This is a genomic window from Sphingomonas daechungensis (assembly GCF_039543105.1).
Taxonomy (GTDB): Bacteria; Pseudomonadota; Alphaproteobacteria; order Sphingomonadales; family Sphingomonadaceae; genus Sphingomicrobium; species Sphingomicrobium daechungense.
Window position 1 is genome coordinate 1,871,705 of sequence record NZ_BAABJC010000001.1, and the last position, 19,975, is coordinate 1,891,679.

General features: G+C 61.4%; 20 protein-coding genes. 7 read left to right on the top strand and 13 right to left on the bottom strand.

Annotated features, from left to right (window positions below):
- The first annotated feature begins 86 nt into the window (after window positions 1-86).
- Both ABD928_RS09840 and ABD928_RS09845 read left to right on the top strand, forming a co-directional pair.
- Window positions 87-716, top strand: coding sequence for a TetR/AcrR family transcriptional regulator (locus ABD928_RS09840; RefSeq protein WP_223276512.1), 630 nt, complete (start codon window positions 87-89; stop codon window positions 714-716).
- A 572-nt stretch (window positions 717-1,288) separates the two neighbouring features.
- A complete protein-coding gene (locus tag ABD928_RS09845) occupies window positions 1,289-1,831 on the top strand; it encodes a tyrosine-type recombinase/integrase (protein ID WP_187715340.1) in 543 nt (180 codons plus the stop codon).
- Between the two features lie 363 nt (window positions 1,832-2,194).
- Here the strand turns inward: ABD928_RS09845 and ABD928_RS09850 are convergent, their stop codons facing one another.
- Both ABD928_RS09850 and ABD928_RS09855 read right to left on the bottom strand, forming a co-directional pair.
- Entirely contained in the window at window positions 2,195-2,452 is a 258-nt protein-coding gene (locus ABD928_RS09850; RefSeq protein WP_187715339.1) for a type 2 periplasmic-binding domain-containing protein, read from the bottom strand.
- A 71-nt stretch (window positions 2,453-2,523) separates the two neighbouring features.
- Window positions 2,524-2,946 carry a hypothetical protein gene (locus ABD928_RS09855; protein ID WP_187715338.1) on the bottom strand — a complete coding sequence of 141 codons (423 nt, stop codon included), beginning with the start codon at window positions 2,944-2,946 and terminating at the stop codon, window positions 2,524-2,526.
- A gap of 180 nt (window positions 2,947-3,126) precedes the next feature.
- On the opposite strand from ABD928_RS09855, the gene ABD928_RS09860 reads away from it, so the two are divergent.
- Window positions 3,127-3,912, top strand: a complete 786-nt coding sequence (locus ABD928_RS09860) for an alpha/beta fold hydrolase (protein ID WP_187715337.1) — start codon at window positions 3,127-3,129, stop codon at window positions 3,910-3,912.
- A 556-nt stretch (window positions 3,913-4,468) separates the two neighbouring features.
- On the opposite strand, the gene ABD928_RS09865 is transcribed toward ABD928_RS09860, so the two are convergent.
- The 7 genes from ABD928_RS09865 to ABD928_RS09895 all read right to left on the bottom strand — a co-directional run bounded on the left by ABD928_RS09865 (window position 4,469) and on the right by ABD928_RS09895 (window position 12,324).
- Complete coding sequence (locus ABD928_RS09865) at window positions 4,469-5,086, bottom strand: hypothetical protein (protein ID WP_345168397.1); 618 nt, start codon at window positions 5,084-5,086, stop codon at window positions 4,469-4,471.
- A gap of 965 nt (window positions 5,087-6,051) precedes the next feature.
- A complete protein-coding gene (locus tag ABD928_RS09870) occupies window positions 6,052-6,384 on the bottom strand; it encodes a hypothetical protein (protein ID WP_187715335.1) in 333 nt (110 codons plus the stop codon).
- A complete protein-coding gene (locus tag ABD928_RS09875) occupies window positions 6,381-6,998 on the bottom strand; it encodes a cytochrome c oxidase subunit 3 (protein WP_187715334.1) in 618 nt (205 codons plus the stop codon). The genes ABD928_RS09870 and ABD928_RS09875 overlap by 4 nt, the downstream gene beginning before the upstream one ends.
- A complete protein-coding gene (gene ctaD / locus ABD928_RS09880; protein WP_345168402.1) occupies window positions 6,995-8,941 on the bottom strand; it encodes a cytochrome c oxidase subunit I in 1,947 nt (648 codons plus the stop codon). The genes ABD928_RS09875 and ctaD overlap by 4 nt, the downstream gene beginning before the upstream one ends.
- Complete coding sequence (gene coxB / locus ABD928_RS09885) at window positions 8,938-9,921, bottom strand: cytochrome c oxidase subunit II (protein ID WP_187715332.1); 984 nt, start codon at window positions 9,919-9,921, stop codon at window positions 8,938-8,940. The genes ctaD and coxB overlap by 4 nt, the downstream gene beginning before the upstream one ends.
- A gap of 17 nt (window positions 9,922-9,938) precedes the next feature.
- Entirely contained in the window at window positions 9,939-10,487 is a 549-nt protein-coding gene (locus ABD928_RS09890) for a c-type cytochrome (RefSeq protein ID WP_187715331.1), read from the bottom strand.
- Entirely contained in the window at window positions 10,465-12,324 is a 1,860-nt protein-coding gene (locus tag ABD928_RS09895; RefSeq protein ID WP_345168406.1) for a PQQ-dependent dehydrogenase, methanol/ethanol family, read from the bottom strand. Before ABD928_RS09895 ends, ABD928_RS09890 begins: the two co-directional genes overlap by 23 nt.
- A 183-nt stretch (window positions 12,325-12,507) precedes the next feature.
- On the opposite strand from ABD928_RS09895, the gene ABD928_RS09900 reads away from it, so the two are divergent.
- From ABD928_RS09900 to ABD928_RS09910, 3 genes are read left to right on the top strand one after another with little or no spacing between them, the layout of a single operon-like run.
- Window positions 12,508-13,194: an SRPBCC family protein gene (locus ABD928_RS09900; RefSeq protein WP_345168409.1), complete on the top strand. Its 687-nt coding sequence runs from the start codon at window positions 12,508-12,510 to the stop codon at window positions 13,192-13,194.
- 10 nt (window positions 13,195-13,204) lie between these two features.
- The gene (locus ABD928_RS09905) at window positions 13,205-14,428 is read left to right on the top strand and encodes a zinc-dependent alcohol dehydrogenase (protein WP_187715330.1); all 1,224 of its coding nucleotides are present in this window, start codon (window positions 13,205-13,207) and stop codon (window positions 14,426-14,428) included.
- Entirely contained in the window at window positions 14,415-15,194 is a 780-nt protein-coding gene (locus tag ABD928_RS09910) for an SDR family NAD(P)-dependent oxidoreductase (RefSeq protein WP_187715329.1), read from the top strand. The genes ABD928_RS09905 and ABD928_RS09910 overlap by 14 nt, the downstream gene beginning before the upstream one ends.
- 30 nt (window positions 15,195-15,224) lie before the next feature.
- Here ABD928_RS09910 and ABD928_RS09915 read toward each other — a convergent pair whose 3' ends face one another.
- Entirely contained in the window at window positions 15,225-17,222 is a 1,998-nt protein-coding gene (locus tag ABD928_RS09915) for a TonB-dependent receptor (RefSeq protein WP_345168413.1), read from the bottom strand.
- 218 nt (window positions 17,223-17,440) lie between these two features.
- Here ABD928_RS09915 and aqpZ point away from each other — a divergent pair, with 218 nt between their 5' ends.
- The gene (gene aqpZ / locus ABD928_RS09920) at window positions 17,441-18,127 is read left to right on the top strand and encodes an aquaporin Z (RefSeq protein ID WP_345170187.1); all 687 of its coding nucleotides are present in this window, start codon (window positions 17,441-17,443) and stop codon (window positions 18,125-18,127) included.
- Window positions 18,128-18,234: 107 nt separating this feature from the next.
- Here the strand turns inward: aqpZ and ABD928_RS09925 are convergent, their stop codons facing one another.
- The 3 genes from ABD928_RS09925 to ABD928_RS09935 all read right to left on the bottom strand — a co-directional run bounded on the left by ABD928_RS09925 (window position 18,235) and on the right by ABD928_RS09935 (window position 19,975).
- A complete protein-coding gene (locus ABD928_RS09925; protein WP_187715326.1) occupies window positions 18,235-18,774 on the bottom strand; it encodes a hypothetical protein in 540 nt (179 codons plus the stop codon).
- On the bottom strand, window positions 18,774-19,646 hold the full coding sequence (locus ABD928_RS09930) for a DUF2092 domain-containing protein (protein WP_345168416.1): 873 nt from the start codon (window positions 19,644-19,646) through the stop codon (window positions 18,774-18,776). Before ABD928_RS09930 ends, ABD928_RS09925 begins: the two co-directional genes overlap by 1 nt.
- Before the next feature lie 140 nt (window positions 19,647-19,786).
- On the bottom strand, window positions 19,787-19,975 hold the full coding sequence (locus ABD928_RS09935; RefSeq protein ID WP_187715324.1) for a hypothetical protein: 189 nt from the start codon (window positions 19,973-19,975) through the stop codon (window positions 19,787-19,789).

A 19,975-nucleotide genomic window follows, 5' to 3' on the forward strand; every position in this document is an offset into this window, starting at 1 on the left:
GTACGGTTTAGTTTACGAGTCGAGGCTTGTCAACGGTAAAATGAACTGTAATGTACGGTTTTGTATTTGCGGGAGTTTGCACGTTGGTGCGTGTCAGGACTGAAGAAAAAAAGCGCGAGATCGTCGACGTTGCTGCCGAGCTGTTTCACGAACACGGGTTCGAACGGACGTCGATGTCGATGATCGCAGAGCGTCTCGGCGGGTCGAAAGCCACGCTCTACGGCTACTTCCAATCCAAGGAGCAGCTCCTGGCCGCGGTTCTACTTTACGACGTGACGGACGAGGCCGACCGCCTGATGAACGAGTTCCTGTCTTCCGGCGATCTCCGGGACGGGCTCATCAAGCTTGGTATCGCCTACATGACCCGCCGGCTCTCACCGGTGCCAATCGCAAATGTCAGGATGGTTGCGACACAGCCGGCAGACTCTCCTGTCGGCAAGGAGTTTTTCGAGCGGGTCTTGGGTCCTGCGTGGGATCGCCTTGCCAGGCGCTTCGCGTTGATGATGGACGAAGGCCTACTGAAGCGCGCGGACCCGTGGGTGGTGGCGATGCACTGGAAGGGTCTCAACGAGTGGGACATGTTCGAAAAGCGCCTTCTGGGAGCAATCGACGGCCCGGATCCGGAGCTTCTCAAGAAATCGTCTACCTTGGCTGCTGAAGCCTTCCTGCAGCTCTACGGCACCGACGAGTCACGCGCTGGTGGGTCAGGGAGCTGACGTCCGCAAGAGTGATTGCAGCTGCCAAACGCAGCTTCGGAAGCAGGCTCGCATAGAGTCCGCTTTCCACCCAAACTTGCCGCGACGGCTTTCGACCCAAACCTGCCGCGGCCGCCTTCGACCCGTTCCTACCCTAGGAACGTTCCCGAAGCAGCGAGGCTATGTGGTGGGCAAGCTCCCGAGCGGTCGCATCACCGCCGATAGTCCGAGTCCGAAACCACCCCTGCCGTGTCGTCGACCGCGCATCAGCAAATGGACGCAGATCGATGCTGTAGTCCTTTTCCAGCCGTTCAAGAAGGTCAATGCTGTCCCAGCCGGTAATGCGAAGTTCCGCGCCGATAAGCATATCAGCGTCTACCGCGGCACCGCGTCCGGCAATCTCTCTTAGAACCGAAAGTATGTGGCTTAGGATGGCATCCGATGTGTGGTCCATCGTCGCGCTCTAAGCCGTTCCCATGTCCGCTTTCCACCCAAACCCGCCGCTAGCCGTTGAACACCGCTCCTAATCAGGGAGCGAACCATGAACCGACCGCCCGCATGCCATCGTGGGAGCCAAGCAGCCACTCCGGCCGATGCACGTTTGGGCTATTCGCGTTAGACTACAGATTGCGAACCGGCTCCGAGACCTGGCGCTGTTCGACATAGCCGTGGACAGCAAGCTTCGCGGCTGCGACGTCGTTTCGCTTAGGCTGTCAAACATCATTGCGACCGGTGCCGTTCGCAGTCGGGCGATCGTCATTCAGCAGAAGACCGGCCAACCCGTCCAATTCGAGATCACGGAGCAGACCCGCCGCTCATTAGTCGAGTGGCTGAAAGTGCGACGCGGCGAACCCGACGCCTGGCTTTTCCCCAGCCGCATGGATCGGACTGCTCACCTATCGACCCGCCAATACTTCCGGCTCGTCAAAGGCTGGGTTGCATTGATCGGGCTGGAGCCGGCCGCCTTTGGCACTCACAGCCTCAGGAGAACCAAGGTCGCGATGCTGTACCGCAAGACCGGCAACCTCAGGGCCTGCCAGCTACTTCTCGGCCATACCAAGCTGGAAAGCACGGTTCGCTACTTGGGCGTCGAACTGGACGACGCGCTGGCGCTATCGGAAGCATTAGAAATTTGAGGCCACCACCTCAAAGCATCTAGTTAGATGTTCCCTTTTTGTACCATCAAGCCCGAATGCGACTCGAAGATCCTTCCGACAACGGCGGCCGGGGGTGGCGACGGTTGGAACGCGAAGAGGTCGCGGCCTTGGCTTACCTAGCCATCCGGTTGATCCGCAGGGGGGTGCGGAACGACTTGGCAGGTCGCGACGCATCCAAGGCCGATGAGGCCGCCAGGAGGCTCGCTGAGGCGGTTTCTGAGCGCCTCCGGGCGTATCCGACTTTCGGCCCTGCGAAGCCCAGTGGCGGCCATTCTGCGGGCTCTGGCTCAAGAAGTGCAGATCGGTCTTAGCGGCCGATTTGGGTGGAAAGCGGACACTAAGCTAATCCCACAGGTCTCCGGCCTCATCTCCGACTGCCTGCAACTCGGCCGGGTGGGACGTTATCCATCTCTTGGCGCAATCATACTGCGCAAGCACGTCGTCAGTGGAGATCGGACCCTGCACTCGAACCCATGTTCCACCGTCTTTGTTTGGAACCCGCGTGATGACCGGAACGCCACAGCGACGGGCCTCAACTTCGAAGGCGGAGAGGCTCTCGTCGCTTCCCGACACGATCATCAGGGTATGGTACTCAGGCATGTGGTCGCGCGGACCAGGACGACTCGCACAGGCGCCTAGCGAGACTGCAAGCAGCGCGAATACGGACGATCTCATCGAGACAGAGTGACGAGTGCCGCCGTTTGCGTCGGTGGCGTGGCGATGCGCCAAAAGACGACGCCAGCAAGGAACCCGCCGATTGCAAAAAAGGCCAGATTGTAGCTGGCCACATAGGTGGATAGTCCATGCCCGGCCGCGGCGATAACCAGCGCAAGGCCGACGGGCAGCAACGCCAGCAATGCCCCTGTCACTCCATACGTTACTAACCTTTGCGGATGGCGTTTGCCGACCGCAAGGTAGAGCGGAAGGGCAAGAAAGAGTCCAAGCAGATAGAAGAGCAGGCAGATGGCGACGAACATCGACAGAGGATGCTCGAAGATGCCCATGCCCTTCTTGGGCCACATCGCCACCACGACCGACTGAATGAATGCCGCCGGAAATGGCGCGAGCAAAAGACCCAGTGCGATACGCTTCATACTGCTCCCCTGCGTATCAGACTAGCAATGCCGCAAATGTCCGCAATGGGTCGAAACCTGACGCGGCAAGTTTGGGTGGAAAAACAGATACTAGAGCCCGGCGGCGTGGATGCCCGTAAGTGTCGCACGGAAGTTTGCGGCCTACGCGCCCCGTAGTGCACTCTGAAGCGTTGCGCCCGCATGACCATCAACCACACGCGCACCGGCCACGGTAAACCCCTACTACTCGTCCATGGGTTGGGTGGCTCCCGCCGCTCCTGGGATTCGATCTCGATTTCACTTGCTCAGGCAAAGGAAGTAATTGCCCTGGACCTTCCAGGCCACGGGCAAACACCCGAACAAGCGGACAGCGGCACTTTCGATGGGCTCGCGCGCAGTTTGGATGATTGGCTCGGACGCGAGGGCCTCGCGGGCGTTGACATGGTAGGCAGCTCCATGGGCGCGCGTTTGGTGCTCGAAATGGCGCGACGCGGCCGCGCTGGCGCTGTCGTAGCTTTGGACCCGGGCGGCTTCTGGCAAGGTTGGGAACGTACTTTCTTCCGGACCACGATCGCGGCATCAATCCGCTTGGTGCAGGCGCTCAGGCCGGCACTCCCTGTCATTACCAAAAATGTTGCAGGCCGCACCGCACTCATGGCCCAACTTTCTGCAAAGCCTTGGGCGCTAGATCCCGCACTGGTGGCGCAGGAGCTAGAGTCATTCGCAAACACGCGGACTTTTGACGCACTTGTGAAAGACCTCGCCAACGGCGCCACGCAGCGAGGCATCGCTGAAACGCTGGCGCCTGTTGTCATCGGTTGGGGACGAAAGGATCGGCTGTGCCTACCGCGACAAGCAGCTCGCTCGATGGCTGCGTTCCCTAATGCACGGCTTCACTGGTTCGAGGGCAGCGGGCATTTCCCGATGTGGGATCAACCACAAGAAACAGTGCGCGTGATTATGGAGGCTACGGGCCGTTCAAGATAAGGCGGGACTGCGGCAACGATTGGACGAGTATCCATATTGTCTCAAAGAGGCCTATACAAAAATGGCGCTTCCTGGCCAAAGGTGGACCGAATGCAGATGTCAGAAATGGGTCGAAAGCCGCCACTCCATCGCTAGTGGCGAGTTTGGGTGGAAAGCTGCCGTAACTAAACGCCGCCGCCAAACCCGAGAAAATAAGGGAAGAAGACCAGCATCGCGGTTCCAGAAAGACACCCCAGCAATGCTGGGCGTCCCGCGCCACGATTACAAAGCCAAGCGCAGACGACGAGCGTCGCTGCAATTAGCAGTGGGTAGATAACTAAGAACCGAATTTGGGCGCTGCTTGGGTAACCCGGGACATGTTGGGACACGACGCCTTGAATGAGGCTAAATCCGATTGACGCAATGACGAGCCAAAGGACGACCGTTACGCCGACGAAGATATTCGCGCCCCTCACGCACCCTGCTTACTGCGTTGATGAATGGCTGCAATGGGTCGAACGCTGACGCGGCAGGTTTGGGTGGAAAGACAACTCGCTCGTGAACCGCACCTGCAAGCCTACTGCCGCGTCGCGGTGCCTCCCCCGCTTAGGTTCCACCACCAACCCTGGACGATGCAGCCGTTGCTGCCGGCTTCGCTTGTCACTTCCTTGAAGCGGGTGGTTGTGGAGGTGCCGGCGCCTAGCGTCGCGCTTTTGCGAGCGGCGTCGCAATCAGGCGCCCAGAAGCCGCGATACACTGCGTTCGGCACGCCCACAGGTTTAGCCAGCTGCTTCTGGTATTCGAGTTGCTGGTTACGGACTGTCTGGGCATGCGCCTCTAGCTGGCGCTGATAATCGGCCGCCGCTTGCTCTGCCGCCGCCTTCTGCTCCTGCTTCTTGCGCGCAACTTCGTCCTGCGACCGCTTGTATTCCTCGACCTGTTTCCTTTGTGCGGCCAGCTGCTTCTCGTATTCGGCCTGCGCAATCGCAAATTCAGAGTCTGCCTGAGCATTGGTCTTCTTCGGCTTGGCCAACTGGCCGTGCGAAACCGAGGCGCTGTCCGTATTCTTGTGCGCGGTGCCTCGGCTCCGAGACGTGGCACTTGAACTTGCCTGAGCCGAGTCCGGCGGGAAATTCGTGAGGAACGTTATCGACTTGCCGCTTTGTGCGAGGTTGCCAAGATACTCCGAGCGCATTTGCTCGGCCTCTTCCCTCGTCGCAAATCCGTCGCACCGTGAATCCCAGGGGGTCTTGCCCACGCGATCCTCGACAAATCTTTCGTAACGAAGGTGAACGGAGCCGTATTCGCCAGTTTCCGGCAGTTCTATGACTTCAGTAAAGTAATACGCTGACCCGACGGCCGCGTGACAATACCCGACCAAGCCAGCAGCTTGTGTCGATCCACTCCAGGTAAGCAGACCCGCGGCGACACCCAACCATTTAATACGTAACATACCCCCCCTGAACGCTACTAGCACGATGACCCTACACCGTGGACTGATGTCCGCAATGGGTAGAAACCTGCCATTAACGAACTTTGCTTATTCGACGGCGGGATCGGGGGAATATCAAACCCAGGGCGGGTTCCAAAACCTACCGCTACTGCACTCGGTGCATAATTCCTTGGACGAGCGCGTAAGACTTGACGCGATTTGGCGTGGCCGGATCGCCTGTCGAGACCGCTGAATCGTCGCGGGGAATTTGTGACTCGCGCAACATGAACAGTATCGTGTCTCGATCTTGGCACACTGCATAAAGGTTCTGAGTACGAAGCACGGGAGCCGGCCGTGTTTCATTGGCACCCTGTGGTCGGAGCAAATTCACGAAGATGGTGCCCTCATACACATCAAGGGCGGGGTTGAGCGTGAACTCAACCATGCCGTGCAACGAAGCACATCGCTGCAACCAGAAGTTAGTGCCGGATCGTTGTCGAACAAACCCACGAAAACCTGATCTAGCAGCGCTTGAGCGGCAGAACTCGCTTCTTGCGAATTGCCAAATGCAAAGTCCTCTTGGTTGTCGCAACCACCGAAGACGGAGGCGCATGTTCCATCAATAACCCATGGATCGAAAGTCCAGCTAAGGTCGGTGTCGTGTGTGTCGCCATGCGCGAGCGTTGGACTGCCGGCCGCCAGCACGGCAATTGCTGGGGCAAGGCGCCTTATCCGAAGCATGGGGGAAGGATTAGCGAGGCGATCATCGGGTAGAGGATCGCGAGCGCGAATAAGGCGGCACAACCGACGGAGATTGTCGCGACCACCTGGCGCGGGTGATCTTTCGACAAACGCAAGCTTCGCCACGATGCCAGCCCGGAGATGCTGCAGGCGACCAGCCCTAGGGCGCCAGCGATCAGCAGCGGGCCGGGCGCAATTGTTGCGCATTTGTCGAACGTGCCGTCCGATCCGAACTGGTGGACAGCAGCTACGGCAATGATGCCCACAACCAGTCCGGCCCAAGGCATGAAAACTTCGCGGAGAGAGCCGCTCTGCCTCATCGGAACAGCCTCGGCACCCAGTAGATCAGGACGTAGATCGGCAGCCAGGTTAGCCAGACGAACCGCCAGTAAAGCGCATTCTCGTCAGTATCGACCAGACGGCGCGGGTCTTCGCCATGAGGCGTTTTCATCAATTGCCAGAGGACGAGCGTATCGCCCCAATCGGTGACAATGTGCGTCGTGTGCAGGAACAGCAGGGCCCAGATGATTGAGCCGTACGCATTGTCGTACCAGAAAACGTTGAGCGAGTTGAATTCGAAGCCGCGGATGATGACCAGTAGAAGTCCTATCGCTGACATCACCGGCAGCAGCTTCCGGACCGCAGCCACATCGTAAGCGTTAGCCGCCCTCTTGATCATCGTGTTCGGCACTTCGCTGAGGAGCATGACCGCCGTGAATAGGGTCCCGGCGAGCAGGTCCGGCGGCGACCAGGGACGCGGAGCCCACTCCTGCTCCTGCGCCATCAGGAAGAAATACGCAGCCATTGCGAGTGCAAAGAAGGCGCCTTCGATGACCATGAAGGCGATGATCCCCCACCAGGTCAGGCTCCGATAGCTGAACGCATGAGTCCGCAAGGCTGAGAGGTCGTCGGCGAATTCGGGCTCATGTCTCATGAAATCACAGGCTCCCGCTCAGGCGCGGGGCTCTTCGGCCAGAACCAGGCGGTGAGCGCCAATGCGACCGGAACGACGCCGACGAGGACGGCCCACGGGCTGAAGATCGAGCAGACGAACATCGCGGTCGTCGCAACTGTCCCGATCAGAGGCCAGGGGCTCGGCTCCGGACTCGGTTCGCGCACATCGGGCTCGGCGGACATGACGGTCGTCAGCACGAGTTCGCGATCTTCAACGCGAAGACCGTGGACGACCGGCAATTTCTCGCCCGCATCCCACAATGGGGTCCGGCTGGAGACGAGAGGAATGTGCGGGAAATTGTATGGCGGAGGCGGGCAGGACGTCGCCCATTCCAGCGACGGCGCGCCCCATGGATTGGGCGCGGCCCTGCGCCCGCTTCGCGCGGAAATGACCAAGTTGACTACAAACAGCAGAACCGCAGTCGATACGACTAACGAGCCTAGGGTCGACAGCATGTTCGGAAGCTCGAGGCCCATGCCAGCGGGGTAGGTATAGACCCGCCTCGGCATGCCGTAGATGCCGGCGATGTGCATCGGAAAGAAGGCCAGCTGAAAGCCGAGGAAGATCATCCAGAAGGCGATCTTGCCCAGCGTTTCCGACATCAGTCGACCGGTCGCCTTGGGAAACCAGTATGTGATTGCGCCAAGCAGCGGAAAGACCGCCCCGCCGATCAGCACGTAATGGAAGTGCGCGACAATGAAGTACGTGTCGTGCAACTGCAGATCGAGCGGCACGGCAGCGATCATCACTCCGGTCAGGCCGCCGATCACAAACGTGAAGATGAAGCCGATCACGTAGAGAAGCGGCACCTTCAATTGCGGCCGCCCTTCCCACAACGTCGCGATCCAGCAGAAGATTTGCAGCCCGGTCGGGATCGACACAGACATGCTTGCCGCAGTGTAGAAGCTGTAGCCGATACGGGGCAGGCCGGTCGCAAACATGTGGTGGACCCACAGGCCGAAGGCGAGGATGCCGGTGGCGACCAGCGACATCACGACGATCGGGTACATGACGATGGAACGGCGAGAGAAGGTCGCGACGATCTCACTGACGAACCCGGTCGCGGGCAGGAAGATGATATAAACTTCGGGGTGCCCGAAGAACCAGAACAGGTGTTGCCACAACAGGGCGTCCCCGCGCTCGGCAGGATTGTAGAAATGGGTTCCGACCAGGCGATCCGACAGAAGCATGCCCGAGGCGAGTGCGACCGACGGCATCGAGAAGATCACCATCAGCGAAGTTACTAATGTCGCCCAGACGAAGATCGGCATTCGAGCCAGGCTCATTCCCGGCGCCTTCTGCTTGAGTATGGTGGCGGTCAGGCTGACCGCCGCCGCCAGCGCTGCGACTTCCGTGAAGGTGATCATCTGAGCCCAAATGTCGACGCGCTTGCCGACGCCGAACTGGGGACCGGAAAGGGGCGGGTAGGCGAACCAGCCGACGTCGGGCCCGACATTCAGCACAAACGCGATCCACAGCAACAGTCCGCCGGCGAGGTACATCCAGTAGGAAAATGCATTGAGCCGCGGGAAGGCGTTCGATCGCGTTCCGATCATCAGGGGCGTCAGGTAGATCTGCATGCCCTGCATCACGGGCACGGCGAACAGGAACATCATCGTCGTGCCGTGCATGGTGAAGATCTCATTGTAGCGCGCGGCGCCGATGAGATCGTTGTCGGGCCTTGCGAGCTGCAGTCGCATCGCGATCGCAAGCACCCCCGCTAATGCCAGGAAGACCAACGCGGTGATCACGTAGCGACGACCGATGTCCTTGTGGTCGACGGAGGAAAGCCAGCCGACGAAGCCGGGAGGATTGCTCCACGTCGTGGAAAGCTTCGTTTCCAGCTCCTCGCCGGTCAGGTTTGGCCCGTCGCGCGGGACGTCCGCTGGAGGCAGTTTCGCGCGTTCCGCCGCCGACTTCATTTCAAGGTCTCGAGATAGGCGACGATGCCGTGGAGATCGTCGGCCTTGAGGCCGATTGTCGGCATGTGGTTACCCGGCTTTTGCGACTGAGGGTCGGCGACCCAGCCGTAGATATTACCGGTGTTCATCGGAAGCGTTCCCGCGGCGATACTTCGACGGCTTGCGAAATGGGTCAGGTCCGGCGCGACCTGACCGCCCGCCGATGTGCCGGAAATGTTGTGGCAAGACGCGCACTCGCGCGTGGTGATGTAGCGATATCCGGCAAGCTGAAGCGGGGTCTTCGGCACCGGCGCAGTTTGCAGCTGAGCGCCATACCATTTCTCGAAATCGGCCTTGCTTTCGACCGTGACGTCGAGCGCCATTTGCGCGTGCTGGGTGCCGCAGAATTCGGCGCACTGGCCGCGGTAGAGGCCCGTCTTGCGCGGGAGCAGCTGCGCGTCTGTCCGGCGGCCGGGAATAAGGTCCTGCTTGCCCGCGAGGTTCGGGATCCAGAAGCTGTGAATCACGTCATTCGATTTGAGCGTGACTTCCACCGGAATGCCGACCGGGAGGTGGATCTCATTCGCGGTCCGGACGCTCTTCGAAACATCCGCCCAATCATACTCGACGTCCCACCACCATTGGTTGGCAGTCACGGTCAGCTTGAGCTGCGGATGGGAGCCGTTGCGGGCGTTGGAACGGTCGGTGAAGAAGCCCACAAGGGTCAGGGCGGTGAGGCCGATCGCGATCAGGGCAGTCCAGCCGATCAACGCTGGACGCACGACACCGGACGTCGCCTGATGATTACAGTCCTCAACCACCATCGCCGTCCTTCGCCGCCGCCAAACGGCAACGATCAGCGCAGCACTGACAAGCAAATACATGACGGTGCAGACGATCATGAACACGGTGAACAGTTGGATGAAGTTGGCATCCTCCGCGCCTTGCCCACCGAACGCGGTCTGCGCGCCTGAGCAACCGCTGAGGCAGAGCAGCGCCAACAATCCTTCCCGCCGCATCACTGCTCGTCCGAGTCCGCGGGCATCAGCGGTTCCCGCTTCGTCTGGGTCTGAGGCGGCGTGTTGCTGACTTCGTCCGCCCGCGCGCTTACGGCGTCTTTGCGCTCCTGGCCGGACAGCGTTCGAACGTAGGCAGCAAGTTGCCACATCTGCTGTTCGGTTAGCCGATGGCGCCACGCCGGCATTCCGTTCGGTCGACCCTGATCGATTGAGGCGACGATTTGGTCTATGCGACCGCCGTAGCGCCACTTGCCGTCCATAAGTGCGACGCCCATTCCGCCGCCGCCGTGAAAGTGGCAGCCTACGCAATTCATCTGATTGTAGAGCATCTGCCCCTGGGCGATGGCCGATGCATTCCCTTCGTACTGGGCGGCTCTCGGATCGGGCGCAGGTGCGTTTCCGGTGCCCGGGTAGACTGTATCGGGCATTGCGGCGGTAGCCGTTTCGCCCAACGGCTTGCCTCTTGTCTGCCGCTCCTCGCGATTGCAGCCCCAAAGCGCTGCCGCCAGCGCCAGGAGCGCAGTGCTATTGCGGAAGCGCAAAGACATAAACCGTCCCACCCCTCGTGGTGCGTTTCTTGAGGTCCTTTACTGCGTTGACGAAGCCGAGCGCGGCGGTCGGATCGCGTTCGTCGAGATCGGCCGAGACGATCGCTCCGGCCCAGCCGCCGATGCCCGACGGCACGGCGATGTACTGTCGCCCGTCGGGGCCCCGATAGCTGATCGGCTGGCCGATGATCCCGCTTCCCGTCTTGAACTGCCACAGAAGCTTGCCGGATCGCGCGTCGATGGCTTTGAACCAGCCATCCATCGTTCCGTAGAAGACCAGGCCGCCGGCGGTCGCGAGCGCGGGGCTCCACAGCGGCAGATCTTCCTTGATCTCGAATACCTTGCGGCGCGCCACCGGATCCCAGGCCGTGAAGACACCGCGATTGCCTCCGGGGCCGGCATACATCTTCACATCGGCGCCGACGAAAGGCGTGCCCGGAATATAGTTCGCGTTCTTCGCGCCCATATCCATGCAGATGTTCAGGTGCGGGATGTAGATGAGACCGGTGACCGGGCTGAACGCCGACGGGTTCCAGTCCTTCGCACCCGGCGGCCCCGGACAGATGTTCCGGACCACGCGGCCTTCCTTCGGCTCCTTTTCTGGAGCCGGAATGAGCCGGCCGGTCTTTAGATCGACACCTTTGTAGGCATTGATGAAGCTGTAGGCGTCGGCCGACAGGATGCGCCCATTGCGGCGATCCTGGACGTAGAAATAGCCGTTGCGACTGGGCCGAAGCATCGCCGGGATCCGCTGTCCATTCGGGCCGGGCCAGTCGACGAGTATCGTCTCGTTAATGTCGTCGTGGTCGAAAAGGTCGTGCGGAGTGCTGTGATAATACCAGCGCGCTTGGCCCGTTGAAACGTCGCGGGCGAATACGCCCGCGGTCCATTTGTTGTCGCCCGGTCGCTGCTCCGCGTTCCACGGACCAGGATTGGACGTACCGTAATAGACGAGCTTGAGCACCGGATCGTAGCTGAGCCAGCCCCAGACGGTGCCACCACCGATCTTCCACTGTTCGGGACCCCAGCTCTTGACGCCGAGATCGGTGCCCTGATCCTGCGGATAGGGGGGGCGGTATTCGGGACCGATCAGCGCGTCTTTGTCGGGGCCCGTGCTGTAGGCTTTCCATGCTAGCTTGTCGCTTCCGGCATCGAGTGCCGCAAGCCAGCCGCGCACGCCCATTTCGCCGCCCGAATTGCCGACGAGTACCTTGCCCTCGGCGACGAGCGGAGCCATCGTGATCGTCTCGCCCTTCTGAATGTCACCGAGCTTCGTCCGCCAGATTTCCTTGCCGCTGTCCGCGTCGATCGCGACCGTGCTTCCGTCCAGCAGGTTCATGTACAGCCTGCCGTCCAGGTAGAACGCGCCGCGGTTTACTGGACCGCAGCAGGCAACGCCTTTCGCCGCCGCGGCCGGCCTTGGCTCATAGGTCCACTTCGCCGGCGCGCCCGGCCTAGTCAGGTCCAGTGCGAAGACATTGTTCGGCCATGGCGCAATTACGTACATCGTGTTGTTGACGACGAGCGGCGGCGCCTCGAATCCCTCGGTCGTGCCAGTCGAGAAGGTGAAAGCGACCTGCAGCTTGCTTACGTTCTGAGGGGTGACCTGACTTAAGCCGCTGAAGCGTGTGGATGCGTAATCCTTGCCCGGCATGGTCCAATTGCCGTCGTCCGGCGGGGACGCCGATGGTGCAGGGATAGCCTTTTCGGCGGCGCCTGTGCCGTACTGCGAAGTGCCGAGATCCGGCTGGTGTTTTCGGATAAGAGTGGAGCCCACCAATGCGATGACGATGAGCATCGCAAGCGCTGCGCAAATCGCGATGGTTGAACGCCGCATCCGGACTCCAGGTACGCATGACACCTGCGCGAAGGCGCAGCACAGAAGCCCCTAAAAATTGCGATTGCCGAAACGGTTCCTACGGCTGTTCACCTAGGTTAGCTGCGTCGGAATTCCCCAACAGCCGTAGGAACTTCGCGGTGACCAGTTCGGTTGACAGCCGGAATGCGACGGAGGTTGTCGATGTCCGAAAACCGGCAGGATCAGGGAAGCAATTCGCGTGCCTGGATTGGCGCCGGACTGGCGGCCGCAACCCTTGGCGCGGCCTTTGTCTGGGGACGCAAAATGCAATCGGAAAATAGCGAAGAAGCAAGCAGCGATGCTCCGCCCCATGTTCTGCGCGGCAATGCTGCAAAGGAAGCGCAGGGCGACCAAACTTTCGTCGGAAAGACGGTCACGATCGGAAAGCCCCGGCAGGAAATCTACGACATCTGGAAGGATTTCACCCGCTTCCCTTCTTTCATGGAGAACGTGCGGCAGGTGGAGCCCATCGATGAAAGCCGCTCCGAATGGCTGATCAAGGGGCCGGCCGGGAGCGACGTGAAGATCGTCAGCCGTCTCGTCGAGGACGTGCCCGGATCGCGGCTGGCCTGGGAAAGCGAAGAGGGGTCGGACATCGACACCGCCGGTGTCATCGAGTTCGAAGACGCCCCACCCGGGCGCGGGACCTATGTCCGCTTCCTGATGAGCTACGACCCGCCCGGCGGAGCCATCGGGCGCGGCATTGCTAAACTGCTGCAGAGAGAACCGACGGTGCAGGCGCGCCGCGATCTACGCCGGTTCAAGCAATTGCTCGAGACGGGCGAGGTGAGCGTCAACGCGTCGCCATCGGCCCGAAAGTCCGAAACCCCGACCGAAGCCCGGATCTGAGGAGTATTTCATGCGCGCAGTAACCTGGCACGGCCGTCACGACGTTCGCGTCGACACCGTTCCCGACCCAGAGATCGTCAATCCCCGCGACGCGATCATCCGCATTACATCGACGGCCATCTGCGGGTCCGACCTTCACCTTTACGACGGCTACATTCCCGGAATGCGCGCCGGCGACATCCTCGGCCATGAGAATATGGGTGAAGTCGTGGAGGTTGGGCCCAAAAGTACGCTGAAGAAGGGCCAGAAGGTCGTGATCCCGTTCACGATCAGCTGCGGCGAGTGCTTTTTTTGTCAGAAACAGCAGTTCAGCGCCTGCGACAACAGCAATCCCTCGGAAACCTCCGACGCGTCCGAAGTGCTGATGGGTCACGCAATGGGCGCGGCGTTCGGTTACGCGCATCTGACTGGCGGCTATGCCGGCGGGCAGGCGGAATACCTCCGCGTCCCGTATTCGGATGTCGGGCCGATCGTCATTCCCGACGGCATCGAAGACGATCAGGTCCTCTTCCTTTCCGACATTCTCCCGACCGGTTGGATGGCGGCCGAAAATGCGATGATCGAGCCGGGCGATACGGTGGCCGTCTGGGGCTGCGGCCCCGTTGGCCTTTTCGCGATCCAGTCGGCCTTCATCATGGGCGCGCACCGGGTGATCGCCATCGATCATTATCCGACGCGGCTCGAGCTCGCGAAGCAGCTCGGCGCCGACATCCTCGACTATAACGAAGTCGACGTTCGCGCGGCTCTTAATGAGATGACCGGCGGCATCGGTCCAGATGCGGTGATCGACTGTGTCGGCATGGAAAGCCACGGCATGGCGATCGACAATGTGCTCGACACCGTGAAGGCCCACACCTTCCTGGGGACCGAGCGTCCCCATGCGCTTCGCCAGGCCATTCTCGCCTGCCGCAAGGGCGGGCGCGTCTCGATCCCCGGCGTCTATGGCGGGTTCGCCGACAAGTTCCCGCTTGGCCAGATGATGGAAAAGGGACTGACGGTGAAAAGCGGTCAGACCCACGTCCAGAAATATTCGAAGCAACTGCTCGACATGATTCTGGAGGGGAAAATCAACACGACATTCCTCGTGTCCCATCATGCTGGTCTGGAAGATGCGCCCGACATGTACCGGCACTGGCACGACGACCAGAACGAATACACGAAGATCGTCCTTAAGCCTGGCCTGGAAAAGGGCGAGGTCGAAACCCTCAGGGAGTTCGCTCATGAGCCAGCGTAAATTCGCCATCGTCACCGGAGCTTCGAGCGGGATCGGCCTTGAGCTTGCCAAGCTCGCGGCGGAGGACGGGTACGACCTGCTGGTGGCGGCCGACACGCCTTTCGTGGACGCGGGTCCAGCGCTTGAGGACATGGGCGTGGAGGTCCAGTCGATCGAGTGCGACCTGTCGACGGAGCAGGGCGTTCGCCAACTGCTCGATGCGGCAGGCAATCGTCCGATCGACGTGCTGGTGGCCAATGCCGGTCACGGCCTCGGTCACGCTTGGCTCGACCAATCGGTGGACGAGTGGCGCCATGTTATCGACACCAACATCACCGGCACCTTGTTGCTTATTCAGCCGGTTCTGAAGACCATGGTTCAGCGCGGGGAAGGCCGTGTGCTGATTACCGGATCGATCGCAGGCCACATGGCTGGTTCATTCCAGGCAGTCTACAATGGGTCCAAGGCGTTCGTGGACAGCTTTGCTGCAGCGATCGGCAATGAGCTCAAGGACACAAACCTCACGATCACCTGCCTCAAGCCCGGCGCGACCGAAACGGAGTTCTTCCACCGCGCAGGGCTCGACGACACCAAGGTGGGGCAGGCGAAAAAGGACGATCCCGCGGACGTCGCGAAGGCGGGCTGGGACGCGATGAAGAGCGGCGATCACGCTGTCATCTACGGGATGAAGAACAAGATGCAGGTGGCGGCCGCGGGCGTGATGACGGACGCGACGACGGCCGAAATTCATAGAAAGCAGGCCGAACCCGGCAGTGGGGATGAGTGACTGACTCCGTCTCCGCCAGACCAAGCCCGTTCAGCGATCCCGGTACCTGATCCCGATCCAGACCGTCCGCGGTGTTGCGCGTTCGATTGATCCGTCGCCGCCGATCCCGGCTTTCACGGTCTTGTCGAGAAGGTTTTGGCCGCGGGCGAAAACCTCGACAGTTGACGAGAGTGGAAGGCTGCCGAACGCGTCGAATGTGGTTGCTGAGCGGAGCTTGCGCTGGTTCTGATCGTCCTCGAACTGCGCCCCGACATGCCGCACCTGCAGCGACACGGTCCGCCCATTCTTCGACCATTCAGCCCCCGCGGAGAGGACAAACTTCGGAGTTTGCGCGGGCCGCAGTCCGTCGAGGAATGACGCAGCTGCCGTCGCATCGACCTCGGCGTCGGTCAGGCTGGCATCGGCGTGAAGGGTCCAGGGGCCAAGCCTTGCCTGTCCGCTCGCTTCCACGCCGGTCACCTGGATCGCCCTGACATTCTGGCGCGGCCGATAGTCGCCCGCGACAAATCCGACGCCTGGAAAGGTTCCTGGACCACGCCCCAAGGTTACGTTGGCGATAGCGTCGTCGAGACGGTTGGCGAAGGCCGTCATCGCAAAGGTGAGCGGACCTTCCGAAACGTCAACGCCCACCTCGGCGCCCGCAACTTTTTCCGGCTTCAGGCGGGGATTTGCAGCGGTGGCATCCGTACCCGCGCGGAACGGCCGGAACAGCTCATTGAGCGTCGGCATCCGCCAACCTCGATATGCGGCGGCCCTGAGAGCCACGTTTCCCGAGAGCTTATATTGGATGCCAGCGCGGGCCGTCGGCAAGGTGCCGCTTCGCCGGGGGAAGTGATCGTCCCGCGTTGGCGGTCCTGCGGCGAGCGGTCGCTCGAGCAGGCTGCCGTTCTCGACAGTCCAGCGATCGATCCTGCCGCCGGCAGTCAACAGCAGGCGTCCGCGTTCGTAGCTCGCCTCGCCGAACAGGCCGATCGTCTCGGTCCTCCCTCCCGCAATTCGTCGGCGCGTCGGCTGCCCAGCGACGTACGCGTAGAGCTCCCGCGATTCGCCGGTGGTGATCCTGCCATCTGAACCGGTGCGAAAGTCCACGCCGCCGGATCGCGGCGGCCGAATTTCTGCGCTGAATCCGAATCCAGACGAAGGCACCGAGTCCTGCAGCGAGGCTCGCGACACGGTCGTGCGGTTTTGAGTCACGCTCGCGAAGCTGCTGCGGAAGTTTCGCCACTGCGCGTAGGCCAGTGCGCTCCACTGCCAGACGCCGCGCCCGACCAAACGCAGGGACGTATCGAGACCTCGTGTTCGGTTGCCGCTGAAATCCGTTCCCCGATCGCGCCGGTCGACGAAAGCGAGCCCTCCCACCTGCGCTTCGATCGTCCCCGACAGAGGCGTAATCCATCGCGAGCGGATGCTGCCTTCTTGGTAGGGGGCCTGCCGATCCACGGTGCCGCGTGTCGAGGAAGTGATCGGAACGAAGCCGTCGCTGCGCGACGCCTGGGTATCCAGCGTGAATTGCGATTGTCCGAACGAAGCGCCTGCATAGACATGTCCGCGCACGGACTGGCGGGATCCCCCTTCGAGCGACGCTGCAACGCCTTCCGCTGTCAGGCTGCGCATTTCGATGACCCCCGCGAGTGCACCGGAGCCGTAAGGCACGCTTCCACCGCCGCGGGTGACGCTGACGGATTCCAGTCCAGCGGGATCATAGGCCGCCCAGTTTACCCAACCGCCGAACGGATCCGCCTGCGGCACTCCGTCCAGGATCAGCAGCGCCCGGCTCGATGCATTTCCGCCTAGCGCACGCAGAGTCACACCCTGGCTCGTTGGATGGCCGCTGGTCGAATCAGAACGGCGGAACAGTTGCAGCCCCGCGACCCGCTTCAGGATTTCGTCCAACTGTTGCGACGGCGCATCGCGCAGCTCTCCACTATCAATGACGTGGGTCTGGAAGGCGCGGCTGGAAATCGGGTCGGACAATGCCCTACCCGTGACGACGATGATTTCTGGGGGTGGCGGCGGCACATCCAACATCGGACACGTATCGCTTCATGGCCCGAAAAGTGCCAGCGGGCTCCTTCTCGCGAGTCCGCAAAAAGCAGCTATCGAATCAGGTCTCAGATCGAGCTGATGGGCCGGAGATGCGTCGAACCCGATTGTCCAAAATCGCTCAATTCAGAGGGTCTGCCCTGATATACCGGCCAATGAATGGCTTTAAGTTGTTCGGCGAAAGGAGAGCGGGAAAAATGAACATGCAAAAGGGACTTGCGGAACTGATCGGAACATTCTGGCTGGTGTTCGGTGGCTGCGGAGCGGCAATTTATGCCGCGGGCTTTCCGGATCTTGGTATCGGGTTTGCCGGGGTGGCGCTTGCGTTCGGGCTCACTGTCCTGACGATGGCGTTTACGATCGGGCGGATTTCGGGTTGCCACCTCAATCCAGCGGTGACCGCGGGGTTGTGGGCGGCCGGACGATTCCCCGGCAAGGACATTCCGCTTTATGTAATTGCGCAGGTCGTGGGCGCGACTCTGGCTGCCGCCGCTCTCTATTATATTGCGTCGGGGGCTGGCGAGGTCACAGGCCTCGCGACCAATGGCTTCGGGGATCGATCGCCAGGGGGCTTTTCGTTGGCTTCATGCTTCGCGGCTGAGGTGCTGCTGACCTGCTTCTTTCTGATTGTCATCACCGGCTCGACGGAAGACGCGGCAACAGCCAGCTTTGCGCCGATCAGCATCGGGCTCTGCCTGACGCTCATCCACCTCATCAGCATCCCGATCACCAACACGTCGGTGAACCCCGCGCGCAGCACCGGGCCGGCACTGATTGAGGGAGGGGAAGCGATTCAGCAGCTCTGGCTATTCTGGCTAGCGCCGATCCTCGGCGGGCTTGTGGGCGGATATCTTCACCGCCACGTCCTCAAGGCACGCGCCGACTCCTGACGCGGACGCGGATTGCGTGCAGAAAAAAGCGGGATGAGCGCCTGTCGCCGAATAGCGACTAGGCGCTCATTCCTACTAAAGTTCGAACTCGCTGGCGCCGCACCCAACTAGGGCGCGGTCACCACAACGTATTGGACGCTGCTGCCGTAATAGCTGGGCTGGTACCAGACGCTGCCGCACTGATAGTAGATCACCGAGCCGCGGTAGACGGTCACGCAATTAGCGGGCAGCGTGCGATAGTAGCTGCCGATGACGGCCGCCGTCGCAACGGCTGCCGTGGTCGCGACCGCGGCACGCGCAACCGGGTGATAGTGATCGCCCCAATCGTAATCGTAGTGATGGTCGACATCGATGTTGACGTCGCGATCGACGTTCACGTTGCGATTGATGTTAGTGTTGTGATTGCCGTTGTAGTTTCCGTTGTAACGGCCGCTCGAGTTGATGTTGCTGCGCGACGAACTGCGCACGGACATGTCGCGTGACGGCGAGCCATGGACGGAGGCGCTCACGCCGCCGCGGCGGCCTCCGGCAGACATTCCGACGGAGCCGCTGACCCGGCCCCGTGCGTCCGCTTCCCAGGCTGAGAGGGTCGCAAGGGCGAGAAAGGAGCCGCCAATGGCCAAAGTCTTGAGTGCGGTCATCTTCATCACTTGTCTCCCTTCGCTGCGGCTGCAGCGTCGTCAGGCATGGTCGCGATCGCGATCTCGTGGGTTCCCTTGGGCGGGCTGAAGGTGAAACTTGCTGCCTTGGCCGCTTTGGCGGGGACCCAGGTATAGACCGCCGTGTACTGCGGCATTGCGGGATCCTCGCGATTGGTTACCACCAGCTTGCACGGAAGGCCGCTCCCGCCTTCGTCCAGCCAGACCTGCCAGTCGATCGCCGGCTGTCGAACGGCGTAATGCGTACAGATCTTGCCGTTCACGCTGTCGGCGCCCACGCGGAAGGCCGTCTGCACACGCTCGACGACTTTCGGATCGGTGCCCCAGTCGGCCAGCTCGAACAGCGGGATGGCAATGTCATACTTGCTGTCGGCGAGATCGATGATCTCCCGGATCGTTCCCGGGGCGGGGAAGCTGGCGAAGAAGCCGAGGTTCGGCGCGAAGATCGTCAGCGTCTTTCCGTTATAGAAGATCTCCCGATCGCGCCGCGCTGAATGAATTGTCGCTCGCAGCTTGTCGGGACGCTGGACAATGAGCGTCGTCGTACCGCCAAATTGCAGCTTCTGTCCGGAGCTCAAAACTTCTTCCGAAGTGACGTCGGAGTGGACTTCAGCGACTTCCAGCTTCCGGAGCGCCGCGCCCATCTTCTCCAGCGCGGCCATCGCTTCCGGATCACGGTCCGGCGCTGCCGCGGGTGCGGCGGCCGGTGCAGGGGCCGCGGCCGGTGCGGCATCCTGCGCGAGCGCTGGGGTGGCGAGGATTGCGCAGGCCCCCATCGTGCCGGCGACGATCAAGCGCCGCAGAGCGCTATCGGTATTGCTGGGGGTTTCTCCCAGTCGGATTGAGGCTCTCGTTGCCACGGTTCTGCTCCTGAAATCACGCTGATCGGATCAGCACCGCATCGAATTGCGACAGTCACTATGCTTGCGGAATCGGGGGATTCCCTGAGTTCGCGTGGCACGGCGAACATACGTCCGCCGATTGACCAAAATGAGCATTTTCAGCGTGTCAGCAGCGATCCCGACAGCTTGATTGCCTTGGCTCCCGATGGCTGCAAGCCGGCCGGGGAGAGGAACAGGAAATTGATCGCTAGCAGCAGGACCAGGGCAAGCAGATTCCAAAATGCGGCCGTCATGAGCTGACCCAGCATGCCGGAAGGCGCGGCGAGCGCCTCTCTCAGGGACCGCAT

What these genes read in the sequence shown, in the direction of transcription:
- ABD928_RS09900 (WP_345168409.1), top strand. Translation starts at nt 12,508, where the DNA reads ATGTCCGAAAACCGGCAGGATCAGGGAAGCAATTCGCGTGCCTGGATT.
- aqpZ (WP_345170187.1), top strand. Translation starts at nt 17,441, where the DNA reads ATGCAAAAGGGACTTGCGGAACTGATCGGAACATTCTGGCTGGTGTTC.
- ABD928_RS09860 (WP_187715337.1), top strand. Translation starts at nt 3,127, where the DNA reads ATGACCATCAACCACACGCGCACCGGCCACGGTAAACCCCTACTACTC.
- ABD928_RS09895 (WP_345168406.1), bottom strand. Translation starts at nt 12,324, where the DNA reads ATGCGGCGTTCAACCATCGCGATTTGCGCAGCGCTTGCGATGCTCATC.
- ctaD (WP_345168402.1), bottom strand. Translation starts at nt 8,941, where the DNA reads ATGAAGTCGGCGGCGGAACGCGCGAAACTGCCTCCAGCGGACGTCCCG.
- ABD928_RS09855 (WP_187715338.1), bottom strand. Translation starts at nt 2,946, where the DNA reads ATGAAGCGTATCGCACTGGGTCTTTTGCTCGCGCCATTTCCGGCGGCA.
- ABD928_RS09870 (WP_187715335.1), bottom strand. Translation starts at nt 6,384, where the DNA reads ATGAGGCAGAGCGGCTCTCTCCGCGAAGTTTTCATGCCTTGGGCCGGA.
- ABD928_RS09875 (WP_187715334.1), bottom strand. Translation starts at nt 6,998, where the DNA reads ATGAGACATGAGCCCGAATTCGCCGACGACCTCTCAGCCTTGCGGACT.
- ABD928_RS09905 (WP_187715330.1), top strand. Translation starts at nt 13,205, where the DNA reads ATGCGCGCAGTAACCTGGCACGGCCGTCACGACGTTCGCGTCGACACC.
- ABD928_RS09925 (WP_187715326.1), bottom strand. Translation starts at nt 18,774, where the DNA reads ATGAAGATGACCGCACTCAAGACTTTGGCCATTGGCGGCTCCTTTCTC.
- ABD928_RS09850 (WP_187715339.1), bottom strand. Translation starts at nt 2,452, where the DNA reads ATGCCTGAGTACCATACCCTGATGATCGTGTCGGGAAGCGACGAGAGC.
- ABD928_RS09935 (WP_187715324.1), bottom strand. Translation starts at nt 19,975, where the DNA reads ATGCGGTCCCTGAGAGAGGCGCTCGCCGCGCCTTCCGGCATGCTGGGT.
- ABD928_RS09845 (WP_187715340.1), top strand. Translation starts at nt 1,289, where the DNA reads ATGCACGTTTGGGCTATTCGCGTTAGACTACAGATTGCGAACCGGCTC.
- ABD928_RS09865 (WP_345168397.1), bottom strand. Translation starts at nt 5,086, where the DNA reads ATGCGCTCGGAGTATCTTGGCAACCTCGCACAAAGCGGCAAGTCGATA.
- ABD928_RS09915 (WP_345168413.1), bottom strand. Translation starts at nt 17,222, where the DNA reads ATGTTGGATGTGCCGCCGCCACCCCCAGAAATCATCGTCGTCACGGGT.
- ABD928_RS09890 (WP_187715331.1), bottom strand. Translation starts at nt 10,487, where the DNA reads ATGTCTTTGCGCTTCCGCAATAGCACTGCGCTCCTGGCGCTGGCGGCA.
- ABD928_RS09910 (WP_187715329.1), top strand. Translation starts at nt 14,415, where the DNA reads ATGAGCCAGCGTAAATTCGCCATCGTCACCGGAGCTTCGAGCGGGATC.